At 61.3% G+C, this 18,642-nt stretch carries 16 protein-coding genes; 11 read left to right on the top strand and 5 right to left on the bottom strand.

What is annotated here, in order from left to right; all coding sequences use genetic code 11:
* Window positions 1–12: 12 nt before the first annotated feature.
* The 6 genes from T3A99_RS20815 (at window position 13) to T3A99_RS20790 (ending at window position 10,497) form a co-directional block, all read left to right on the top strand.
* Window positions 13–1,740: an autotransporter assembly complex family protein gene (locus T3A99_RS20815; protein WP_322834759.1), complete on the top strand. Its 1,728-nt coding sequence runs from the start codon at window positions 13–15 to the stop codon at window positions 1,738–1,740.
* Window positions 1,737–5,423, top strand: coding sequence for a translocation/assembly module TamB domain-containing protein (locus T3A99_RS20810; protein ID WP_322834758.1), 3,687 nt, complete (start codon window positions 1,737–1,739; stop codon window positions 5,421–5,423). The genes T3A99_RS20815 and T3A99_RS20810 overlap by 4 nt, the downstream gene beginning before the upstream one ends.
* 222 nt (window positions 5,424–5,645) lie before the next feature.
* Window positions 5,646–6,119 carry a MarR family winged helix-turn-helix transcriptional regulator gene (locus T3A99_RS20805; RefSeq protein WP_047229308.1) on the top strand — a complete coding sequence of 158 codons (474 nt, stop codon included), beginning with the start codon at window positions 5,646–5,648 and terminating at the stop codon, window positions 6,117–6,119.
* Window positions 6,116–7,585: an efflux transporter outer membrane subunit gene (locus T3A99_RS20800; protein ID WP_173407132.1), complete on the top strand. Its 1,470-nt coding sequence runs from the start codon at window positions 6,116–6,118 to the stop codon at window positions 7,583–7,585. Before T3A99_RS20805 ends, T3A99_RS20800 begins: the two co-directional genes overlap by 4 nt.
* 15 nt (window positions 7,586–7,600) lie before the next feature.
* On the top strand, window positions 7,601–8,803 hold the full coding sequence (locus T3A99_RS20795) for an efflux RND transporter periplasmic adaptor subunit (protein ID WP_107322887.1): 1,203 nt from the start codon (window positions 7,601–7,603) through the stop codon (window positions 8,801–8,803).
* Window positions 8,804–8,967: 164 nt separating this feature from the next.
* Window positions 8,968–10,497 (top strand): DHA2 family efflux MFS transporter permease subunit, encoded by a 1,530-nt coding sequence (locus T3A99_RS20790; RefSeq protein WP_076385545.1) that lies wholly within the window; start codon window positions 8,968–8,970, stop codon window positions 10,495–10,497.
* Window positions 10,498–10,641: 144 nt separating this feature from the next.
* Here T3A99_RS20790 and T3A99_RS20785 read toward each other — a convergent pair whose 3' ends face one another.
* Both T3A99_RS20785 and T3A99_RS20780 read right to left on the bottom strand, forming a co-directional pair.
* On the bottom strand, window positions 10,642–11,391 hold the full coding sequence (locus T3A99_RS20785) for a UDP-2,3-diacylglucosamine diphosphatase (protein ID WP_047229312.1): 750 nt from the start codon (window positions 11,389–11,391) through the stop codon (window positions 10,642–10,644).
* Window positions 11,388–11,891 (bottom strand): peptidylprolyl isomerase, encoded by a 504-nt coding sequence (locus tag T3A99_RS20780; RefSeq protein ID WP_047229369.1) that lies wholly within the window; start codon window positions 11,889–11,891, stop codon window positions 11,388–11,390. Before T3A99_RS20780 ends, T3A99_RS20785 begins: the two co-directional genes overlap by 4 nt.
* A 249-nt stretch (window positions 11,892–12,140) precedes the next feature.
* Here T3A99_RS20780 and T3A99_RS20775 point away from each other — a divergent pair, with 249 nt between their 5' ends.
* The 3 genes from T3A99_RS20775 to T3A99_RS20765 all read left to right on the top strand — a co-directional run bounded on the left by T3A99_RS20775 (window position 12,141) and on the right by T3A99_RS20765 (window position 15,891).
* Entirely contained in the window at window positions 12,141–13,838 is a 1,698-nt protein-coding gene (locus tag T3A99_RS20775; RefSeq protein WP_076385540.1) for a glutamine--tRNA ligase/YqeY domain fusion protein, read from the top strand.
* Between the two features lie 21 nt (window positions 13,839–13,859).
* Entirely contained in the window at window positions 13,860–15,242 is a 1,383-nt protein-coding gene (gene cysS, locus T3A99_RS20770) for a cysteine--tRNA ligase (RefSeq protein WP_047229314.1), read from the top strand.
* A gap of 193 nt (window positions 15,243–15,435) precedes the next feature.
* Window positions 15,436–15,891 carry a DUF2214 family protein gene (locus T3A99_RS20765; protein WP_076385538.1) on the top strand — a complete coding sequence of 152 codons (456 nt, stop codon included), beginning with the start codon at window positions 15,436–15,438 and terminating at the stop codon, window positions 15,889–15,891.
* A 202-nt stretch (window positions 15,892–16,093) separates the two neighbouring features.
* Here the strand turns inward: T3A99_RS20765 and csrA are convergent, their stop codons facing one another.
* Window positions 16,094–16,288, bottom strand: coding sequence for a carbon storage regulator CsrA (csrA, locus tag T3A99_RS20760; protein ID WP_003179932.1), 195 nt, complete (start codon window positions 16,286–16,288; stop codon window positions 16,094–16,096).
* Window positions 16,289–16,536: 248 nt separating this feature from the next.
* Between csrA and T3A99_RS20755 the strand changes: the two genes are divergently transcribed.
* Complete coding sequence (locus tag T3A99_RS20755) at window positions 16,537–16,902, top strand: SPOR domain-containing protein (RefSeq protein ID WP_047229316.1); 366 nt, start codon at window positions 16,537–16,539, stop codon at window positions 16,900–16,902.
* A gap of 157 nt (window positions 16,903–17,059) precedes the next feature.
* Here the strand turns inward: T3A99_RS20755 and T3A99_RS20750 are convergent, their stop codons facing one another.
* Entirely contained in the window at window positions 17,060–17,749 is a 690-nt protein-coding gene (locus T3A99_RS20750) for an endonuclease (protein ID WP_047229317.1), read from the bottom strand.
* Between the two features lie 5 nt (window positions 17,750–17,754).
* Window positions 17,755–18,054 carry a DUF1654 domain-containing protein gene (locus tag T3A99_RS20745; RefSeq protein WP_076385536.1) on the bottom strand — a complete coding sequence of 100 codons (300 nt, stop codon included), beginning with the start codon at window positions 18,052–18,054 and terminating at the stop codon, window positions 17,755–17,757.
* Between the two features lie 133 nt (window positions 18,055–18,187).
* On the opposite strand from T3A99_RS20745, the gene T3A99_RS20740 reads away from it, so the two are divergent.
* Entirely contained in the window at window positions 18,188–18,634 is a 447-nt protein-coding gene (locus tag T3A99_RS20740) for a hypothetical protein (RefSeq protein WP_047229319.1), read from the top strand.
* The last annotated feature ends 8 nt before the right edge of the window (window positions 18,635–18,642 follow it).

The following is an 18,642-nucleotide window of genomic DNA, read 5'->3' as shown; positions in this document are numbered from 1 at the left end:
AGCATCCGCGCCATGAATTTCCCAGGACGAATGACCAGTGGTGCGCTCTTGCTGTCCCTCAGCTGCGCGGCACTGGCACAAAGTGAATTGGATGTACGGGTCAAGCCGTCCAACGACCAGCTCAAGGCTAACGTAGAAGGCTATATCGGCGGCGTGGGCGATCGTGACGAAGAGGCCTTGCTGCGTTTCAGTCGGGGTGCCGAAGAACAGGCGCGCAAAGCCGCCCAGGCGTTGGGTTACTACCAGCCGCAGATCGACAGCGAGGTCGAGGGCGGCAAGACCCCGCGCCTGATCCTGACCATCGACCCTGGCGAGCCCGTGCACCTGCGCAATGTCACCGTGCGCATCGATGGCCCGGCCGCTTCCCTCAAGGCTTTTCGTGTACCGGACAACGTCGCGCTCAAACCTGGCGCGGTGCTTAATCATGGGCGCTATGAAGACGCCAAACGGATCATCCAGAACCAAGCCTCGCGCTACGGATTTTTCAGCGGGCGATTTGTCAGCCAGAAGCTGTTGGTGGACCCCCAGGCCGGCGTGGCCGACATCGAGCTGGTCTACGACAGCGGCCCGCGCTACGCCCTGGGCCCGGTGAATTTCGAGGGTGACACGCCCTTTGATGAAGAGTTGTTGCAGCGCATGGTGCCGTTCAAGGCGGGCGAGGCGTACGACTCGGAACTCATCGCAGAACTCAACCAGGCCCTGCAATCGAGCGGATATTTCGAAGGCGTTCGGGTGGACGCGGCACCGACCGCCGCCACCGATAACGTGATCCCGGTGGCGGTCAAGCTCGAGACCCGCAAGCCGCGCACCATGGGCCTGGGCCTGGGGTTCTCCACCGACGTCGGCCCGCGGGCCAAGGCCAATTGGACGCGCCACTGGGTCAATCCCCAGGGCCACAGTTATGGCTGGGAAGCCGAAGTGTCGGCGCCCCGGCAGAACGTTGGCCTTTGGTACGACGTACCCCTGGACCCGCCCTTGACCGACAAGATGCGCTACGCCGGTGGCTATCAATATGAAGAGCTGTCCGGCACCGATAGCCTCAGCAAGCTGCTGACCGTGGGCCCGGAATGGCACAGCAAGTTGCCCAGTGGCTGGCAACGGGTGGTGTCGCTCAAGTGGCAGCGTGAGGAGTATCGGCTCGGCGACGATTCGGGCCTGAGCACCTTGCTGATGCCGGGCGTGAGCTATTCCTACCTGCGCAGTGACAACCGTATCGATCCGCGCAACGGCTATCGCATTCAATTCGACACCAAGGTCGCCAAGGAAGGGCTTGGATCGGACAACAACCTTTTATATGGCACGGCCATGGTCAAGGGCCTGACTACGGTGTTCGACAAGCATCGTCTGCTGGCCCGGGCCCAGGTCGGTGGCAGTGCCACCAATGGCTACAAATCCATCCCGCCATCCCTGCGCTTCTTCGCCGGTGGCGACCAGAGCGTGCGCGGTTACGATTATCAGAGCCTGTCACCGGAAAACTCCGAAGGGGATCGCATCGGTGGTCGCTACATGGTCGCCGGCAGCCTCGAGTATCAGTATTCGATTGCGCAAAAATGGCGGGTGGCGACCTTCGTCGACCAAGGCAACTCCTTTAACAGCCTTGAGCTGCCGAGCCTCAAGACGGGTGTCGGCGTCGGTGTGCGCTGGGTGTCGCCGGTGGGGCCGATCCGCCTCGACCTCGCCCATGCGCTGGACGACGACGGCGGCATTCGCTTGCACTTTTCCATGGGGCCCGAGTTGTGAATCGCGGTTTGAAAATAGCGCTGCTGGCGCTCGGCACGTTGCTGCTGGTGGTCTTGCTGACCCTGGGCATCGTGCTCGGCACGCAATGGGGCAGCCGTTGGGCGCTTGGTGTTGTGCCGGGTTTGAGTACGGATAATTTTCAGGGACGGTTGGGCGGCCAGTGGAGTGCCGACCACCTGTTGTGGCAGCAGGACAGCAGCCGAGTGGAACTCGATCAGGTGATTTTCGCCTGGTCGCCGCTATGCCTGGCGCGCATGACCCTGTGCATCGATCAGCTCAAGGCCGACAAGGTCAGCCTGCAATTTCCTCCGTCCGCTGACGAACCGAGCAGCGGTCCGATCACCTTGCCGGACCTGAACTTGCCGCTTGCCCTGGAACTGGGCGACGTGCAGGTCGGCAGCCTGTTGTTCAATGGCAGCGAACAGCTCAAGGGCTTGCAACTGGCCGCGCATTGGACCGCCCAGGGTCTGCAGATCGACTCGGTGCAGCTGCAGCGCGACGAGCTGAGCCTGACGCTGTCCGGTTTGCTGCAACCCGGCGGCGACTGGCCGCTGAAGGCCCAGGGCCGGTTGACCTTGCCGGCGCCAGGCGCCACGCCTTGGACGCTGGACCTGAACATCGATGGCAATCTGCTCAAAACCCTCAACCTCAACGCCGACAGCAGTGGTTATCTGCAAGGCCGGTTGGTCGGTGAGCTGCAACCGCTGGCGGACAACCTGCCGGCCAAGGTACGCATCACCGCTGACGGCTTCAGGGCCAGCGCCGATCTGCCGGATACCCTGATGCTCAATCAATTGGAGCTGACGGGCGAAGGCGATCTGAACAGCGGCTACCAGTTGCTTGGCAAGGCAACGTTGCCCGCCGAAAAAGGCCCGGTGGCCTTGCTGCTGCAAGGCAAAGTGGACGCCAACGGTGCGCAGATCGCCGGCCTGGACCTCAACGCCAGTGATCAGCAATACCTCAAGCTCACCGGCCAGCTGGATTGGCGCGAAGGCCTGAGCGCCGAGGCGAAAATCGCCTGGCTGGACTTCCCCTGGCATCGCCTCTATCCGCTGATCGACGAGCCGCAAGTGACGCTGCGCAGTTTCAATGGTGAAGTGTCGTATACCGATGGCAAGTACCTGGGCAATTTCCAGGCGGCGCTGGACGGTCCCGCCGGAGCGTTCAGCCTGGACAGCCCATTCAGCGGCGACCTGACGACAATCCATTTGCCGGAACTCAAACTCGCCGCCGGGCAGGGCAAGGCCGAAGGCCATCTGAACCTGGAGTTTGCCGACGGCATCGCCTGGGACACGGCGCTGGAACTGTCGGCCATCAACCCGGCGTACTGGCTGGGGGAGCTGCCCGGCACCCTGGCCGGGCCGTTGCGCAGCAAGGGTTCGATGAAAAATGACCGCCTGGAGCTTGATGCGGACCTGGACCTCAAGGGCAAGTTGCGCGGCCAACCGGCGCTGTTCCAAGCCAAGGCCAACGGTGTTGGTGAGCAGTGGAACCTCAGCGCGCTGGACATTCGCCTGGGTGACAACCGCATCAACGGCACGGGCAGCCTGCAAGAAAAACTCAGCGGTCAGATCGATATCAAACTCTCGCGCCTGGCCCAACTCTGGCCGCAATTGCGCGGCCAGTTGGTCGGTCGCCTCAACGTGGCCGGGACACTCAAGGCCCCCCAAGGCAAGCTCGACCTGCAAGGCACGCAACTGGCGTTGCAGGACAACCGCCTGCAAAGCCTGAACCTGGATGCGACCCTCGACAGCGCGCAGCGCGGCAAGGTTGACCTCAAGGCCAGCGGCATTCGGGCGGGCGATACGTCGCTCGGTGTCCTGACGGTGAGCGGGCAGGGCGACATCAGGCAGCAAAAACTGACCCTCGACCTGCAAGGGCCGCAGCTGGAAACGGCCCTGGCGCTCGATGGCGTGCTCGACCAAGGCAACTGGCGCGGGCGTCTCAGCACTGGCAATGTGCAGGCCGGCGGCCAGGCTTGGCGTCTGCAAGCCCCGGCCAAGCTGGAGCGCCTGGCCAATGGCACGCTCAACCTGGGGGCCCACTGTTGGCGTTCCGGCGAGGCCAGCCTGTGTGGTGAGGATCAGCGCCTGATGCCGGAGCCGAAGCTGCGCTATCACCTCAAGCAATTCCCCATCGAAAGCCTGGCCCAGTGGATGCCCAAGGATTTTGCCTGGCAGGGCCGACTCAACGCCGACCTGCAACTGGACCTGCCGGCCAGCGGCCCGAACGGGCGCATTCTGGTGGACGCCAGCGGCGGCACTTTGCGGATCCGGGACAAGGACCGCGACGCTGAGCAATGGCTGGACTTCCCCTACCAGACCTTGACCCTCGACAGTCGCCTGACGCCCAAACGGATCGACACCAGCCTGAATTTCGTTGGGGCCAAGCTGGGCGAACTGATGCTCCAGGCGCAGATCAATCCGTTGCCGGCCAGCAAACCGCTGAGCGGCTCGTTCCGCCTGAGCGGCCTGGACTTGTCCGTGGCGCGGCCATTCCTGCCAATGGTGGAAACCCTCACCGGTCACCTGAATGGCAGCGGCACGCTGTCGGGTGGTTTGTTGGCGCCCCAGGTCAACGGCAACCTGTTGATCAGCGATGGCGAAGTGTCCGGCCCGGAACTGCCGGTCAGCCTCGAAGACTTGCAGATGCGCGCAACGATTGCCGGTGAAACGGTGCGCCTCAACGGTGACTGGAAAAGTGGCAAGGGCGGCCGAGGCAGCCTGACCGGGGACATCGGCTGGGGCGAAGCCCTGAGCATGGACCTGGCGCTCAAGGGTTCGCAATTGCCGGTCACCGTCGAGCCTTACGCGGTGCTGGAGGTGGCGCCGGACCTGACCCTCACGTTGCAGGGCGAGCGGCTTTCCATCGCCGGCAAGGTCCTGGTGCCCAAAGGCGAAATCACCGTGCGCGAACTGCCGCCGTCTACCGTCAAGGTGTCGGATGATACGGTGATCGTTGGCCACCAGACCGAGGAGGGCAAGACACCGATGGCCATGGCGATGGACATCGATGTGATCGTGGGCCAGGAAAAGCTCGCGTTTTCGGGCTTCGGCCTGACGGCCAACGTACAAGGCCAGGTGCACATCGGCGACAACATGGACACTCGCGGTGAACTCTGGCTCAACGACGGTCGCTACCGGGCCTATGGGCAACGGCTGACGGTGCGTCGGGCGCGGCTGCTGTTCGCCGGGCCGATCGACCAGCCTTACCTGGATATCGAAGCGATTCGCCAGACCGACGACGTGATCGCCGGCATTCGTTTGAGCGGCAGCGCCGAACAGCCGACCACGCAAATCTTCTCTGAACCGGCCATGAGCCAGGAGCAGGCGTTGTCTTATCTGGTACTCGGCCGGCCGCTGAGCACCACGGGCGAGGACAACAACATGCTCGCCCAGGCGGCACTGGGCCTGGGGCTGATGGGCAGTGCGGGGGTGACCACCAGCCTCGCCAACAATCTGGGCATCGAGGATTTCCAGCTCGACACCCAGGGCAGCGGCGATACCACCAGCGTCGTGGCCAGCGGCAATCTGACGGAAAAACTCAGCCTGCGTTACGGCGTCGGCGTGTTCGAACCGGCCAACACCATCGCCCTGCGCTACAAACTCAGCAAGCGGGTGTACCTGGAAGCCGCCAGCGGCGTCGCCAGCTCCCTGGATATCTTCTACAAGCGCGATTTCTAAGCCTTCGCGCCACCCCTGTGGGAGCGAGCCTGCTCGCGATAGCGATGTATCAGCCGACTCAATGTTGACTGTCACGACGCTATCGCGAGCAGGCTCGCTCCCACATTTTTTATCTGCGTTTGTCGGGTTGTGCATAGCAACCTAACTATTTGTTTGACATTTGCTGCCTAGGCAGTAAAATCTCGACATACATTCACTGCCTAGGCAGTAAAAGGTGGTCAGATGAAACATTTCACCCCGGACGATTTCCACAATTGCCACCTCGGCATGCTGCTCGGTCGTGCCGCGCTGCTCAAAGACCGAATCATCGACACCCACATGGAACCCGTCGGCATCACCGCCGCGCAGTTCAAGGTGTTGATCATCATGGCCCAGCACGGCATCGATACGCCGGTCGAGCTGTGTCGGTACCTGTCCCTGGACAGCGGCTCGATGACGCGAATGGTCGATCGTCTGGAGCAGAAAGGTTTTCTGATCCGCCAGCGCTCGGCGGATGACCGTCGGCAGGTGCGACTGGTGCTGACCGAAGCCGGCCAGGCCCTGGCCGATCGTCTGCCTGTTATCGGCGCCGATGCCATGAACCAGTTGGCGGGCGCCATCAGCCGCGAGGAGTTGCAAATCCTCGAACAAATCCTCAAGAAAATTCTGCTCGCCGCCGGTGATCCCATCACCGTGTTGCGGTTGGGGGACAAATGAGTCGTAAAACCTTGCGTACCCGCATCAGCCTGGTGTTGCTGGCCATGAGCCTGGCTGGTTGTGCCAGTTACAGCGGCCTGAACACCGAAGGCGTCCGCCTTGAGGCTCAAAACCTCAAGGCCGGGCAGTCTCTCAACGGCGTCACGCTGTCGCCCGCTTCCTGGCCGAAAAGCGATTGGTGGAAAAGCCTCGGCGATCCACAACTCGACGGTCTGATCCACGAAGCGTTGCGCGACAGCCCGGACATGCAGATCGCCAGCGCCCGGGTGCATCAGGCCAGTGCCGCTGCATACGCCGCCAATGCGGCGCGCATGCCGACCCTGGATGCCAGCGCCAGTGTCAGCCGTTCGCGGCTGGCCCGTGACCAGGACCCGCAAGGGCAGGGCGGGGCGTACAGCACCCTGCGTTCGCTGGGCGTGGATTTCAATTACAACTTCGACCTCTGGGGCGGCCAGCGTGCGGCCTGGGAAGCGGCCCTGGGCGAGGCCCGCGCCGCCGAGATCGACCGGCAGGCCGCTCGCCTGACGCTCGCCGCTGACGTGGCCCGGGCCTACAGCGATCTGGGGCAGGCCCATATCATTTATGACCTGGCCTCCGAGGACCTCAAGCGCACCCGGCAAATGCTCGATCTGGGCAAGCGCCGCCTCAGCGCCGGGATCGACAGCGAATATCAGTTCCAGCAGACCGAAAGCCTGGAAGCCAGCGCCGATGCGAGTCGGATCGACGCAGAAAAACGCCTGCAAAGCGCAAAAATCGCCTTGGCGGTGCTGTTGGGCAAGGGGCCGGACCGCGGCAATGAAATTGCTCGCCCTCACGTGCTGCAAGCCAGCGCCGTTGCCCTGCCGTCGAACCTGCCAGCCGAATTGCTGGGCCGTCGTCCGGATCTGGTCGCCGGTCGTTGGCGAGTCGAGGCGGCGGGCAAGGACATTGAAGCCGGCAAGACTCAGTTCTACCCCAACCTCAACCTGAGCGCGGCGGCGGGGGTGCAGTCATTGTTGGGAGACGCGATGTTCGGTTCGGCCAGCCGCTTCTTCAACGTAGCGCCGACGGTGTCGCTGCCGATCTTCGACGGTGGGCGACTGCGGGCGGACCTGGATGCCAGGGATGCCGATTACGACATGGCGGTGGCGCAGTACAACAAGAGCCTGGTCAAGGCCCTTGGAGATGTCAGCGACACCATCAACCAGTTGCGCGACATCGCTCGGCAGATCGCCGCGCAGCAACACGCTACCGATATCGCGCAGAACTCTTACGACACCGTGGTCCAGCGCTATGGCTCCGGCATCGGAAATTACCTGGATGTGCTGAGCATCGAGCAGCAATTGCTCCAGGCCCAGCGCCAACTGGCGAACCTGAATGCCGAGCAGATCGACCTGTCGATCCAACTGATGCAGGCCCTGGGCGGTGGCTTCGAGGCCGACACCCTGGCTTCGGCCGCGCCGGCCTCCACCACGTCGCACAACTGATTCGAGGTACTTGTCATGGCTACTGCCGAAACTACCCAACCCTCTGAAACTGCCCAGGACAGCAGCAACCCGCGCAAGCGCAAGCTGATGCTGCTGGGGCTGGCACTGATTGTCGTCCTGGGTGGCCTGGGCGTCTGGGCCTGGCACGAACTGTATGGCCGCTGGAGCGAGAGCACCGACGACGCCTATGTGAACGGCAACGTGGTGGAAATCACACCGCAGGTCACCGGCACCGTGGTGAGCATCGGTGCCGACGACGGTGACCTGGTACGCGAAGGCCAGGTGCTGGTGCAGTTTGACCCGAACGACGCCGAGGTCGGGCTGCAAAGTGCCCAGGCCAATCTGGCCCGTACCGTGCGCCAGGTGCGTGGCTTGTACAGCAACGTCGATGGCATGCGCGCCCAGGTCAAAGCCCAGGAGGCCGAAGTACAGAAGGCCCAGGAGAACTACAACCGACGCAAGAACCTGGCGGCCGGCGGGGCGATTTCCCGGGAGGAACTGTCCCACGCCCGTGACGATTTGACCTCGGCGCAGAATGCGTTGGCCAACGCCAGACAGCAACTCAAGACCTCCAGTGCCTTGGTGGATGACACCGTGGTGGCTTCCCATCCAGACGTGCAGTCGGCCGCCGCGCAATTGCGTCAGGCCTACCTGACCAACGCCCGCAGCACCTTGATCGCGCCGGTCACCGGATACGTCGCCAAGCGCACGGTGCAGTTGGGCCAGCGGGTGCAGCCGGGCACGGCGCTGATGGCGGTGATTCCGCTGGATCAGTTATGGATTGACGCCAACTTCAAGGAAACCCAGCTGCGGGACATGCGCATCGGCCAGCCGGTGGACATCGAAACGGACCTCTATGGCAGCGACGTGAAGTACAGCGGCACCGTCGACAGTCTCGGTGCGGGCACCGGCAGCGCGTTTGCCTTGTTGCCAGCGCAGAACGCCACCGGCAACTGGATCAAGATCGTGCAGCGGGTGCCGGTGCGTATTCATATCAACGCCCAGGAATTGGCCAAGCATCCGCTGCGGGTCGGCCTGTCGACCCAGGTCGACGTCAACCTGCGCGACCAGAGTGGTCCGGTGCTGGCCCAGCAACCACCGAAACAAGCCTCTTTCAGCACCCAGGTCTATGACCGGCAACTGGTCGACGCCGACGCGATGATCACCCGGTTGATTCACGAAAACAGTGCCGCGGCGAGCAAGACCGCGCAGCGCTAGTCAGTTATGGGCATGAACCTGTGGGAGCGAGCTTGCTCGCGATGGCATTGGCCCAGCCAGCATCGGTGGTGACTGATACACCGCTATCGCGAGCAAGCTCGCTCCCACAGGGTTTGTGTCTGGCCCTAAGGGATTTCGCCACCTCTGCTTCATAGGATTTCGCAATGAGCAATAACGCGTCCTTCACGCCGCCCAGCCTGTTGCTCAGCACCATCGGGCTGTCGTTGGCGACGTTCATGCAAGTGCTCGACACCACCATTGCCAACGTCGCTTTGCCGACCATTTCCGGCAACCTGGGTGTCAGTTCGGAGCAGGGCACTTGGGTCATCACCTCGTTCGCGGTGAGCAACGCCATCGCGCTGCCGCTGACCGGCTGGCTCAGCCGTCGGTTTGGCGAGGTGAAGCTGTTTTTGTGGGCGACCCTGCTGTTCGTGCTCGCCTCGTTTCTGTGCGGTATCTCGACTTCGATGCCGGAGCTGATTGGCTTTCGTGTTCTTCAGGGGCTGGTGGCCGGGCCGTTGTACCCCATGACCCAGACCTTGCTGATTGCCGTGTATCCGCCGGCCAGGCGCGGCATGGCCCTGGCGTTGCTGGCGATGGTCACGGTGGTGGCGCCGATCGCCGGGCCGATCCTCGGCGGCTGGATCACCGACAGCTACAGTTGGCCGTGGATCTTCTTTATCAACGTGCCCATCGGGATCTTCGCCGTGATGGTGGTGCGCCAGCAACTGAAGGCGCGGCCGGTGGTCACCAGCCACCAGCCAATGGATTACGTGGGGTTGATCACGCTGATCATCGGTGTCGGTGCGCTGCAGGTGATCCTCGACAAAGGCAACGACCTGGATTGGTTCGAGTCGAACTTCATCATTATCGGAGCGCTGATCTCGGTCATTGCCCTGGCGGTGTTTGTGATCTGGGAAATGACCGACCGCCATCCGGTGGTCAATCTGCGGCTGTTCGCCTACCGCAACTTTCGCATCGGCACCATTGTGCTGGTGGGGGGCTACGCCGGGTTCTTCGGCATCAACCTGATCCTGCCGCAGTGGTTGCAGACCCAGATGGGCTACACCGCCACCTGGGCCGGGCTGGCGGTGGCGCCCATTGGCATCCTGCCGGTATTGATGTCGCCCTTCGTTGGCAAATACGCCCACAAGTTCGACCTGCGCCTGCTGGCCGGGCTGGCGTTTCTGGCCATCGGCCTGAGCTGCTTCATGCGCGCCGGGTTCACCAACGAAGTGGATTTCCGGCACATCGCCCTAGTGCAGTTGTTCATGGGGATCGGCGTGGCGCTGTTCTTCATGCCGACCTTGAGCATCCTGATGTCGGACCTGCCGCCACAACAGATCGCGGATGGTGCGGGACTGGCGACGTTCCTGCGCACCCTGGGCGGTAGCTTTGCCGCATCGCTGACCACCTGGATCTGGATACGCCGGGCCGACCAGCACCATGCCTACCTGAGTGAAAGCATCAGCACCTATGAGCCGGCCACCCGCGAGGCGCTTAACCATCTCGGTGGCGCGAGCACACCGGCTTATGCCCAGCTCGACCAGATCCTCAACAGCCAGGCGTACATGCTCTCCACCGTGGATTACTTCACGCTGCTGGGTTGGGCGTTCATGGGCTTGATCGTGTTGGTGTGGCTGGCGAAGCCGCCGTTTGCGGCGAAGGCGGGGCCTGCGTCGGCGGGGCATTGATTCAGAAGTGAAATGCAATCCATTGTGGGAGCGAGCCTGTGGGAGCAAAGCTTGCTCGCGATGAACGATGACACGGTCTTGCAGTGGAACCGTGTCGCCTGCATCGCGAGCAAGCTTTGCTCCCACAAGGGATATCTGCGTTCTTCAGTTGCTTGGCAACGCCAACTGCGCATTGCCAAAACCAAACGGCGCCAAGGCAAACCCCTGTTCATCCACCTGCAACGCCCAGCCTTGCTTGTCCCAATCCCCCAGCACAATGCGCCGGGCGGCGTGTTCGCCCAGTTGCAGCTTATGGATAGCGGGGCGGTGGGTGTGGCCGTGGATCAAGGTCTTCACGCCGTATTCCTGCATGATCCGCGGGATCTCTTCGGGCGTGACGTCGACGATGTCATTGGCTTTCATTCGCGTCTGCGTGCGGCTTTCGCTGCGCAGTTTGCGCGCCAGTTTCTGGCGACTGCCCAGCGGCAGGTGACGCAGGATGAACAGCGTGACCGGGTTGCGCAGCCAGCGCCGCAACTTCATGTAGCCTTCGTCGCGGGTGCAGAGGCTGTCGCCGTGCATCAGCAGCACCGGTTCGCCGTTGAACTGCACGACACTGGGGTCCTTGAGCAGGGTGCAGCCGGCCGCTTTGCAGAAGGCTTGCCCGAGCATGAAGTCACGATTGCCGTGCATCAGGAAAATGGCCGTGCCGCTGTCGCTCAATTCGCGCAGGGCCTGGCAGATGGAACGCTGGAACGGCGTCATGGCATCGTCGCCGATCCAGGCTTCAAAAAAGTCGCCCAGGATGTACAACGCTTGCGCCGAGCGGGCGCGTGTGGCGATCAAATCCAGAAACGCCCGGGTAATGTCCGGGCGCTCCTCTTCCAGATGCAAGTCTGAAATCAGCAGTATCACTCAATGATCTCGGCTTTCTCGATGATCACGTCTTCTGCTGGCACGTCCTGGTGGCCGGCCTTGGAAGTGGTGGAAACGCCTTTGATCTTGTCGACCACGTCGGTGCCTTCAACCACTTTGCCGAACACCGCGTAACCCCAGCCCTGGGTGGTCTTGCTGCTGTGGTTCAGGAAGCTGTTGTCGGCCACGTTGATGAAGAACTGCGCGGAAGCCGAATGCGGTTCCATGGTGCGGGCCATGGCGACGCTGTACTTCTCGTTCGCCAGACCGTTGTCGGCTTCGTTCTGGATGCTTGGGCGCTTGTCTTTCTTTTCTTTCATGCCTGGCTCGAAACCGCCGCCCTGGATCATGAAGTTGCCGATTACACGGTGGAAAACGGTGTTTTCGTAGTGGCCGGCCTTGACGTATTCAACGAAGTTGGCAACGGTGATCGGTGCCTTCTCGGCGTTCAGTTCCAGGACGATGTCGCCGTGGTTGGTGGTCAGTTTGACTTGAGTCATGATCGCTACTCTTTCAAGGAATTCGTGGGTTTCGGGGCTTTGCTGCCCGCAACCGGTCTGGCTTTAATCGGCCAGGCTGGGCAGTTTAGCGCGCCGAGCGGGTTTTTCGAGGCTGTTTTTCATCGGGTCGTCGATTAAATTCAATCGTTTACCGACCTGGCCTGTCAGGTGCTTGACAGCATCGGCTATGATACGGGCTTTGATTTATCAGGCCGCACCCGGCCGCGCACTTGTACGTTCAAGGATCCTATGAGCAAGCCCACTGTCGACCCTACCTCGAATTCCAAGACCGGCCCGGCCGTGCCGGTCAATTTCCTGCGCCCGATCATCCAGGCGGACCTGGATTCGGGTAAGCACACGCAGATCGTCACCCGTTTTCCGCCGGAGCCCAACGGCTACCTGCACATCGGTCACGCCAAGTCGATTTGCGTGAACTTCGGCCTGGCCCAGGAGTTTGGCGGCGTCACGCACTTGCGTTTCGACGACACCAACCCGGCCAAGGAAGACCAGGAGTACATCGACGCGATCGAAAGCGACGTTAAATGGCTGGGTTTTGAATGGGCCGGTGAGGTGCGCTATGCCTCGCAGTATTTCGACCAGTTGCACGACTGGGCGGTGGAGCTGATCAAGGCCGGCAAGGCCTACGTGTGCGACCTGACCCCCGAGCAGGCCAAGGAATACCGTGGCAGCCTGACCGAGCCGGGCAAGAACAGCCCGTTCCGTGATCGCAGCGTCGAGGAGAACCTGGACCTGTTCGCCCGCATGCGCGGCGGCGAGTTCCCGGACGGCGCACGGGTGCTGCGCGCGAAGATCGACATGGCCTCGCCGAACATGAACCTGCGCGACCCGATCATGTACCGCATCCGTCACGCCCATCACCACCAGACCGGCGACAAATGGTGCATCTACCCCAACTATGACTTCACCCACGGTCAGTCGGACGCCATCGAAGGCATCACCCACTCGATCTGCACCCTGGAGTTCGAAAGCCATCGTCCTTTGTACGAGTGGTTCCTGGAGCACCTGCCGGTGCCGGCTCAGCCGCGCCAGTACGAATTCAGCCGCCTGAACCTGAACTACACCATCACCAGCAAGCGCAAGCTCAAGCAACTGGTGGACGAAAAGCACGTCAACGGCTGGGATGACCCGCGCATGTCGACGCTGTCGGGCTTCCGTCGTCGTGGCTACACGCCAAAATCGATCCGCAACTTCTGCGAGATGGTCGGCACCAACCGTTCCGACGGCGTGGTGGACTTCGGCATGCTGGAATTCAGTATCCGCGACGACCTGGACCACAGCGCCCCACGCGCCATGTGCGTGCTGCGTCCGTTGAAAGTGGTGATCACCAACTACCCGCAAGACAAAGTCGAGAACCTCGAGCTGCCTTGCCACCCGAAAGAAGACATGGGCGTGCGCGTCCTGCCGTTCGCCCGGGAAATCTACATCGACCGTGAAGATTTCATGGAAGAGCCGCCAAAAGGCTACAAGCGCCTGGAGCCTGCCGGCGAAGTGCGCCTGCGCGGCAGCTACGTGATCCGCGCCGACGAAGCGATCAAGGACGCCGACGGCAACATCGTCGAACTGCATTGCTCGTACGATCCCGAGACTCTGGGCAAGAACCCGGAGGGTCGTAAGGTCAAGGGCGTGATTCACTGGGTGCCGGCCGCTGCCAGCGTCGAGTGCGAAGTGCGCTTGTACGATCGCCTGTTCCGTTCGCCGAACCCTGAAAAGGCCGAGGACAGCGCCAGCTTCCTGGACAACATCAACCCTGACTCCCTGCAAGTACTCACTGGTTGTCGTGCCGAGCCTTCGTTGGGCAACGCACAGCCGGAAGACCGTTTCCAGTTCGAGCGCGAAGGTTACTTCTGCGCGGATATCAAGGACTCGAAACCCGGTGCTCCGGTATTCAACCGTACCGTGACCTTGCGCGATTCCTGGGGTCAGTGATCAAGTCTTAAGGGAAACCCTGTGCTTACGATCTACAACACGCTCACCAAGAGCAAAGAAGTCTTCAAGCCGCTGGACGGTAACAAGGTCCGCATGTACGTCTGCGGGATGACCGTGTACGACTACTGCCACATCGGCCATGGTCGCAGCATGGTCGCTTTCGACCTGGTGACCCGCTGGTTGCGTTTCAGTGGTTATGACCTGACCTACGTGCGCAACATTACCGACATCGAAGACAAGATCATCAACCGTGCCCGGGAAAACGGCGAGCCTTACGATGCGCTGACCGAGCGCATGATCAAGGCCATGCACGAGGACGAGGCGCGCCTCAATATCCTCAAGCCGGACCTGGAGCCCCGTGCCACGGACCACATCCCAGGCATGCTGGCGATGATCCAGACCTTGATCGACAAGGGTTATGCCTACGCACCGGGCAATGGCGACGTGTATTACCGCGTCGCCAAGTTCATGGGCTACGGCAAGCTGTCGCGCAAGAAAATCGAAGACCTGCGCATCGGAGCGCGCATCGAAGTCGACGAGTCGAAACAGGACCCGCTGGACTTCGTGTTGTGGAAAGCCGCCAAGCCGGGTGAGCCGAGCTGGGAGTCGCCGTGGGGCGCCGGGCGTCCGGGCTGGCACATCGAATGCTCGGTGATGTCGACCTGCTGCCTGGGCGAGACCTTCGACATTCATGGCGGCGGCAGCGACCTGGAATTCCCGCACCACGAAAACGAAATCGCCCAGAGCGAAGCGGCCACCGGCAAGACCTACGCCAATGCGTGGATGCATTGCGGCATGATCCGGATCAACGGCGAGAAGATGTCCAAGTCCTTGAACAACTTCTTCACCATCCGCGACGTGCTCGACAAGTACCACCCCGAAGTCGTGCGTTACCTGCTGGTGTCCAGTCACTATCGCAGCGCCATCAACTACTCGGAAGACAACCTCAAGGACGCCAAGGGCGCCCTGGAGCGGTTCTACCATGCGTTGAAGGGTCTGCCGAAGGTCCCGGCCGCCGGTGGCGAAGCCTTCGTCGCGCGCTTCACTGAAGTGATGAACGACGACTTCGGCACGCCGGAAGCCTGCGCGGTGCTGTTCGAGATGGTGCGCGAGATCAATCGTTTGCGGGAGAGTGATCTCAACGCGGCGGCGGGCCTGGCGGCGCGTCTGAAAGAACTGGCCGGCGTCCTGGGTGTGTTGCAGCTCGAGGCGGATGATTTCCTTCAGGCCGGTGCCGAAGGTCGCGTGGACGCCGCCGAGGTCGAAGCGTTGATCCAGGCGCGCCTGACTGCGCGGGCCAACAAGGACTGGGCAGAATCCGACCGCATCCGCGACCAGCTCACCGCCATGGGCGTGGTGCTGGAAGACGGCAAGGGCGGGACGACCTGGCGTTTGGCTGACTGAGTCCTTACGCAATACCCCTGTGGGAGCGAGCCTGCTCGCGATGACGGAGTGTCAGACAACATTGTTGTCGGCTGATACACCGCCATCGCGAGCAGGCTCGCTCCCACAGTTTTTTGTATGCCTATCCTGGCAATCATCCTGTTATGAGCTAGTACTGTCAGGTCGATTCGACATCCTCTGACAGGAATCTTCCATGTTGGCTCATTGGTCTCTTGCGGCAATTCATCTTCTGGCTTTCGCCCTGGGGTTCTGGGCGGTACTTACCCGTGGCACGGCGTTGCGACGTCTGGCGGGCGGTACGGACGCGGTTCGAAATGTCTTGATGGCGGACAACCTGTGGGGGCTATCGGCGGTGGTCCTGCTGGTGACCGGCGGGATGCGTGCTTTTGGTGGGTTTGAAAAAGGCACGGACTATTACCTGCACCAACCGCTGTTTCACCTGAAGATGACGTTGTTCGTGCTGATCCTGTTGCTTGAAATCGCGCCGATGATCGCGCTGATCAAATGGCGGATGGCACTGGGCAAAGGGCGTGCGATCGATCCTTCGAAAGCCGGCCGGTTTGCGCGGATCAGTCACATTGAAGCTTTGTTACTGGTGCTGATGGTGGTCGCTGCCACAGGAATGGCTCGCGGCGTGGGGCTGGGTTGAGCCGTCACGAATACCTGCTTCATCGCCATTAAAACGAAACGTCTGACAGCCATGCTATGAGCCATGTCATTAGTATCGGTTTGACGGGATGAACGAAAAAATCAAAGGCGAGATGGAGCGGGGATGATGAGGGACAGTCGGCATGAATCTTTAGCCAGCCTTGCGACGATGCAGAAGGGCTGGCTACGGACTGCTACAGGGCTCAGGGCGTTTGCGGCTTGTCAGGGGCGGTAAGGCCCGCCTGAATGCGCTGATAAATCTCTTCGCGATGCACCGCAACGTTTTTCGGAGCGTTGATGCCGATACGGACTTGTTGGCCGCTAACGCCCAGAATGGTGATCGTGATGTCGTCACCAATGTTTATGCTTTCACCGACTTTGCGGGTGAGTATCAGCATGGTGTTCTCCTTGATTGCTTTATAGGGCACCTGATTCAGGCAGTGCAGATGTCGGTACTGCTTATAGATTAGTGCCAAGTGTCACAATGTGGGTGCCTCTTTCTGACGCGCAGACGCAGCATTAATTCCCAGGGTGCGACTATACAGAGACGCCGTGCAGGTTTCTCGTGTTTTGAGCGCTGTTTACGGCGTTATTGACGGGCTTGAGTGTTAAAATCCCCACTCCATGTCTTCCGGGGTAAAACGTTGTGCGCAAATTGGCTTGGGTAATCGCGGTATTGGCGCTGGCAGGATGCGGTGAAGGGCGTGACGTCGACACACCGAAGCCAAAGGTGGCGGCAACCACTGCACCGAGCGCCGCCGCTGCGCCGCAATGGGGCGTCGAGGTCCGGGGCGAAATCCCGCAGGCGGTCAGCGACCTGACCGCCTGGCTCATCGAGCACAGTTTTGTATCGAGTGTGGTGAAAGACAATGGCAAGGACCGGGTTCTGGTCGGGCCTTTCAATTCAAAGGCTGAAGCCGAGGCGAAGCAGGAGCAATTGAACGCCGCCCTGGTTCGAGCGAAAAAGCGCAACATCGAGTCGCTGGTGGTGGATTACCCGAGCGCTCAATAAACCCCGCAGAACAGAACAGTCAGATAAGCCACAACACCTGTGGGAGCGAGCCTGCTCGCGATAGCAGTGGCTCAGCCAACGTTGACGTTGACGGCGCTGCCGCTATCGTGAGCAAACAAGCTCCCACAGTTGATTGGCGCTGTTTACCCATGCGAGATCAACCGCAGGCCTTCAAATTCACCGGGCCCACGAACTCGTTGCCACGCCCCATCACGCACGCCACGCTCTGGTTGCGCTGGCGCTCCCAGCTCTGTACCGGGTAGGTCTTGTCCCAGGCTTCGTACAGGCGCCGGTCCTGTTTCGAAAGGCGCAGGCCGTATTGTTTGCTCATGTAGAAATACGTCCGGGCGATCATTCCGCGGATGGAAGGGCGGGGCATGACTTTCTTGGCCTTGAAATCCACCTGGGTCAGGCATGAGCCGTACTGGCCCGTCTGCGCCGGCAGCCAGCCAAAGCTGAAGTTGCTGCGGTCGCCGTTCACTTCCCCGATGCTGGGCACCAGGTTATGAAGATCGGCCTCGGCCCGTTGATAGACCGGGTCGTGGCGGGTGCAATTCTTCCGCCCGCCTTGTTGCCAGCATTGACGCTGATGCCCGATCTGCCACGCCGGGACGATATGCTCCCACTCGATACGCGCGGCGCGATTGGCGTTTTTGCGCGGCACATAACCGCAGGCTGCCAGGTTCACGCGATTGCCTGAGTATTTGCAGCCACAGTAGAACTCGGTGGATTGGGGGGCATAGAGTTTCCAGGCGACTTTCTTGGCCTCGCTGAAGGTACGGGGCGCATCGGCCTGCGCGCCCATGGCGACAATCGCAAGCAATAAAGCAAAACAACGAACACTCATCAGGCTCAATCTTCCTTCGGCACAACCCAGAACACCTGCACACCGCCATCGTCACGATAGGCGAGGGTCACATTGTCGTTCTCGTCGATTTCTTCCAGCAGGCGCTCCCACTCATCCACCGGCTCCTCGGGAAGCCGGAAGATCAGGGCCGCCTTGGCTTTTTGTGCGGTGGGGGAGTTGATGATTTTCGAGACCCGCAGGCCGAGGCGGGTATAGGAATCTAAGGGGGTAGTTGCAGCGGACGGCGTTGCCACAGGATTATCCTTATTGAGCTGTACGTGCGTACAGTATTTAACCGTAGGCATTTACGCAACTGCTTAAAATTCAAGAAAATCCTCTGACAACGCTTTTTCCGTTTTGGTGTAGGAAAAATTAAGCTAAAGAAGCCGCTCAAGCAGTCGATGGCCTTCGTAGGAATCTTATCCATGGAGTTTTGTTATGTCGTTTTCCGTCGGCTTTCCAAATGCAGCTGCCGTCACCATCGGCGGCCAGTCCGCGGCCACGCTCAAGGCCTTGAGCCAAGCGAGCGCCGAGGCAGCCGATGAGACCCTTGGCCAGACGCAGGCGCCAGGCCAGGTTCGTACGAGCATGAGCCCTGCGTCCGAAGGCAAGACCGAAAAGAGCGGGAGCACCCAGAGCATTGCCGTGCAGGTGTTGCTCAAACGCATGCAAGAGCTGCAACAGCAGCTCAGAGAACAGCAACAGCAGTTGTCTGCTGCGCAGAAGCAGGTCTATCCGACACCCGAAGCCAAAACCACTGCGGTCATGGCGATACAAGGCCAGATTGCCGACACCAGCGGTGCATTGCTGGAAGTCACTGGCCATCTGATCACAGAGCTGGCCAAGGGCTCCGGCTCGGGTGCCCTGGTCAACACGACCGTCTGATCCCCAGC

The sequence above is a fragment of the Pseudomonas sp. N-137 genome, from assembly GCF_034555295.1.
GTDB classification, from domain to species: domain Bacteria; phylum Pseudomonadota; class Gammaproteobacteria; order Pseudomonadales; family Pseudomonadaceae; genus Aquipseudomonas; species Aquipseudomonas rhizophila.
The sequence above is the reverse complement of the archived record's forward strand: the minus strand, read 5'-3'. Positions and strand labels throughout refer to the sequence as shown.

What these genes read in the sequence shown, in the direction of transcription:
- T3A99_RS20750 (WP_047229317.1), bottom strand. Translation starts at nt 17,749, where the DNA reads ATGAGTGTTCGTTGTTTTGCTTTATTGCTTGCGATTGTCGCCATGGGC.
- T3A99_RS20795 (WP_107322887.1), top strand. Translation starts at nt 7,601, where the DNA reads ATGGCTACTGCCGAAACTACCCAACCCTCTGAAACTGCCCAGGACAGC.
- T3A99_RS20765 (WP_076385538.1), top strand. Translation starts at nt 15,436, where the DNA reads ATGTTGGCTCATTGGTCTCTTGCGGCAATTCATCTTCTGGCTTTCGCC.
- T3A99_RS20805 (WP_047229308.1), top strand. Translation starts at nt 5,646, where the DNA reads ATGAAACATTTCACCCCGGACGATTTCCACAATTGCCACCTCGGCATG.
- T3A99_RS20780 (WP_047229369.1), bottom strand. Translation starts at nt 11,891, where the DNA reads ATGACTCAAGTCAAACTGACCACCAACCACGGCGACATCGTCCTGGAA.
- csrA (WP_003179932.1), bottom strand. Translation starts at nt 16,288, where the DNA reads ATGCTGATACTCACCCGCAAAGTCGGTGAAAGCATAAACATTGGTGAC.
- T3A99_RS20740 (WP_047229319.1), top strand. Translation starts at nt 18,188, where the DNA reads ATGTCGTTTTCCGTCGGCTTTCCAAATGCAGCTGCCGTCACCATCGGC.
- T3A99_RS20800 (WP_173407132.1), top strand. Translation starts at nt 6,116, where the DNA reads ATGAGTCGTAAAACCTTGCGTACCCGCATCAGCCTGGTGTTGCTGGCC.
- T3A99_RS20815 (WP_322834759.1), top strand. Translation starts at nt 13, where the DNA reads ATGAATTTCCCAGGACGAATGACCAGTGGTGCGCTCTTGCTGTCCCTC.
- T3A99_RS20790 (WP_076385545.1), top strand. Translation starts at nt 8,968, where the DNA reads ATGAGCAATAACGCGTCCTTCACGCCGCCCAGCCTGTTGCTCAGCACC.
- T3A99_RS20775 (WP_076385540.1), top strand. Translation starts at nt 12,141, where the DNA reads ATGAGCAAGCCCACTGTCGACCCTACCTCGAATTCCAAGACCGGCCCG.
- T3A99_RS20745 (WP_076385536.1), bottom strand. Translation starts at nt 18,054, where the DNA reads ATGCCTACGGTTAAATACTGTACGCACGTACAGCTCAATAAGGATAAT.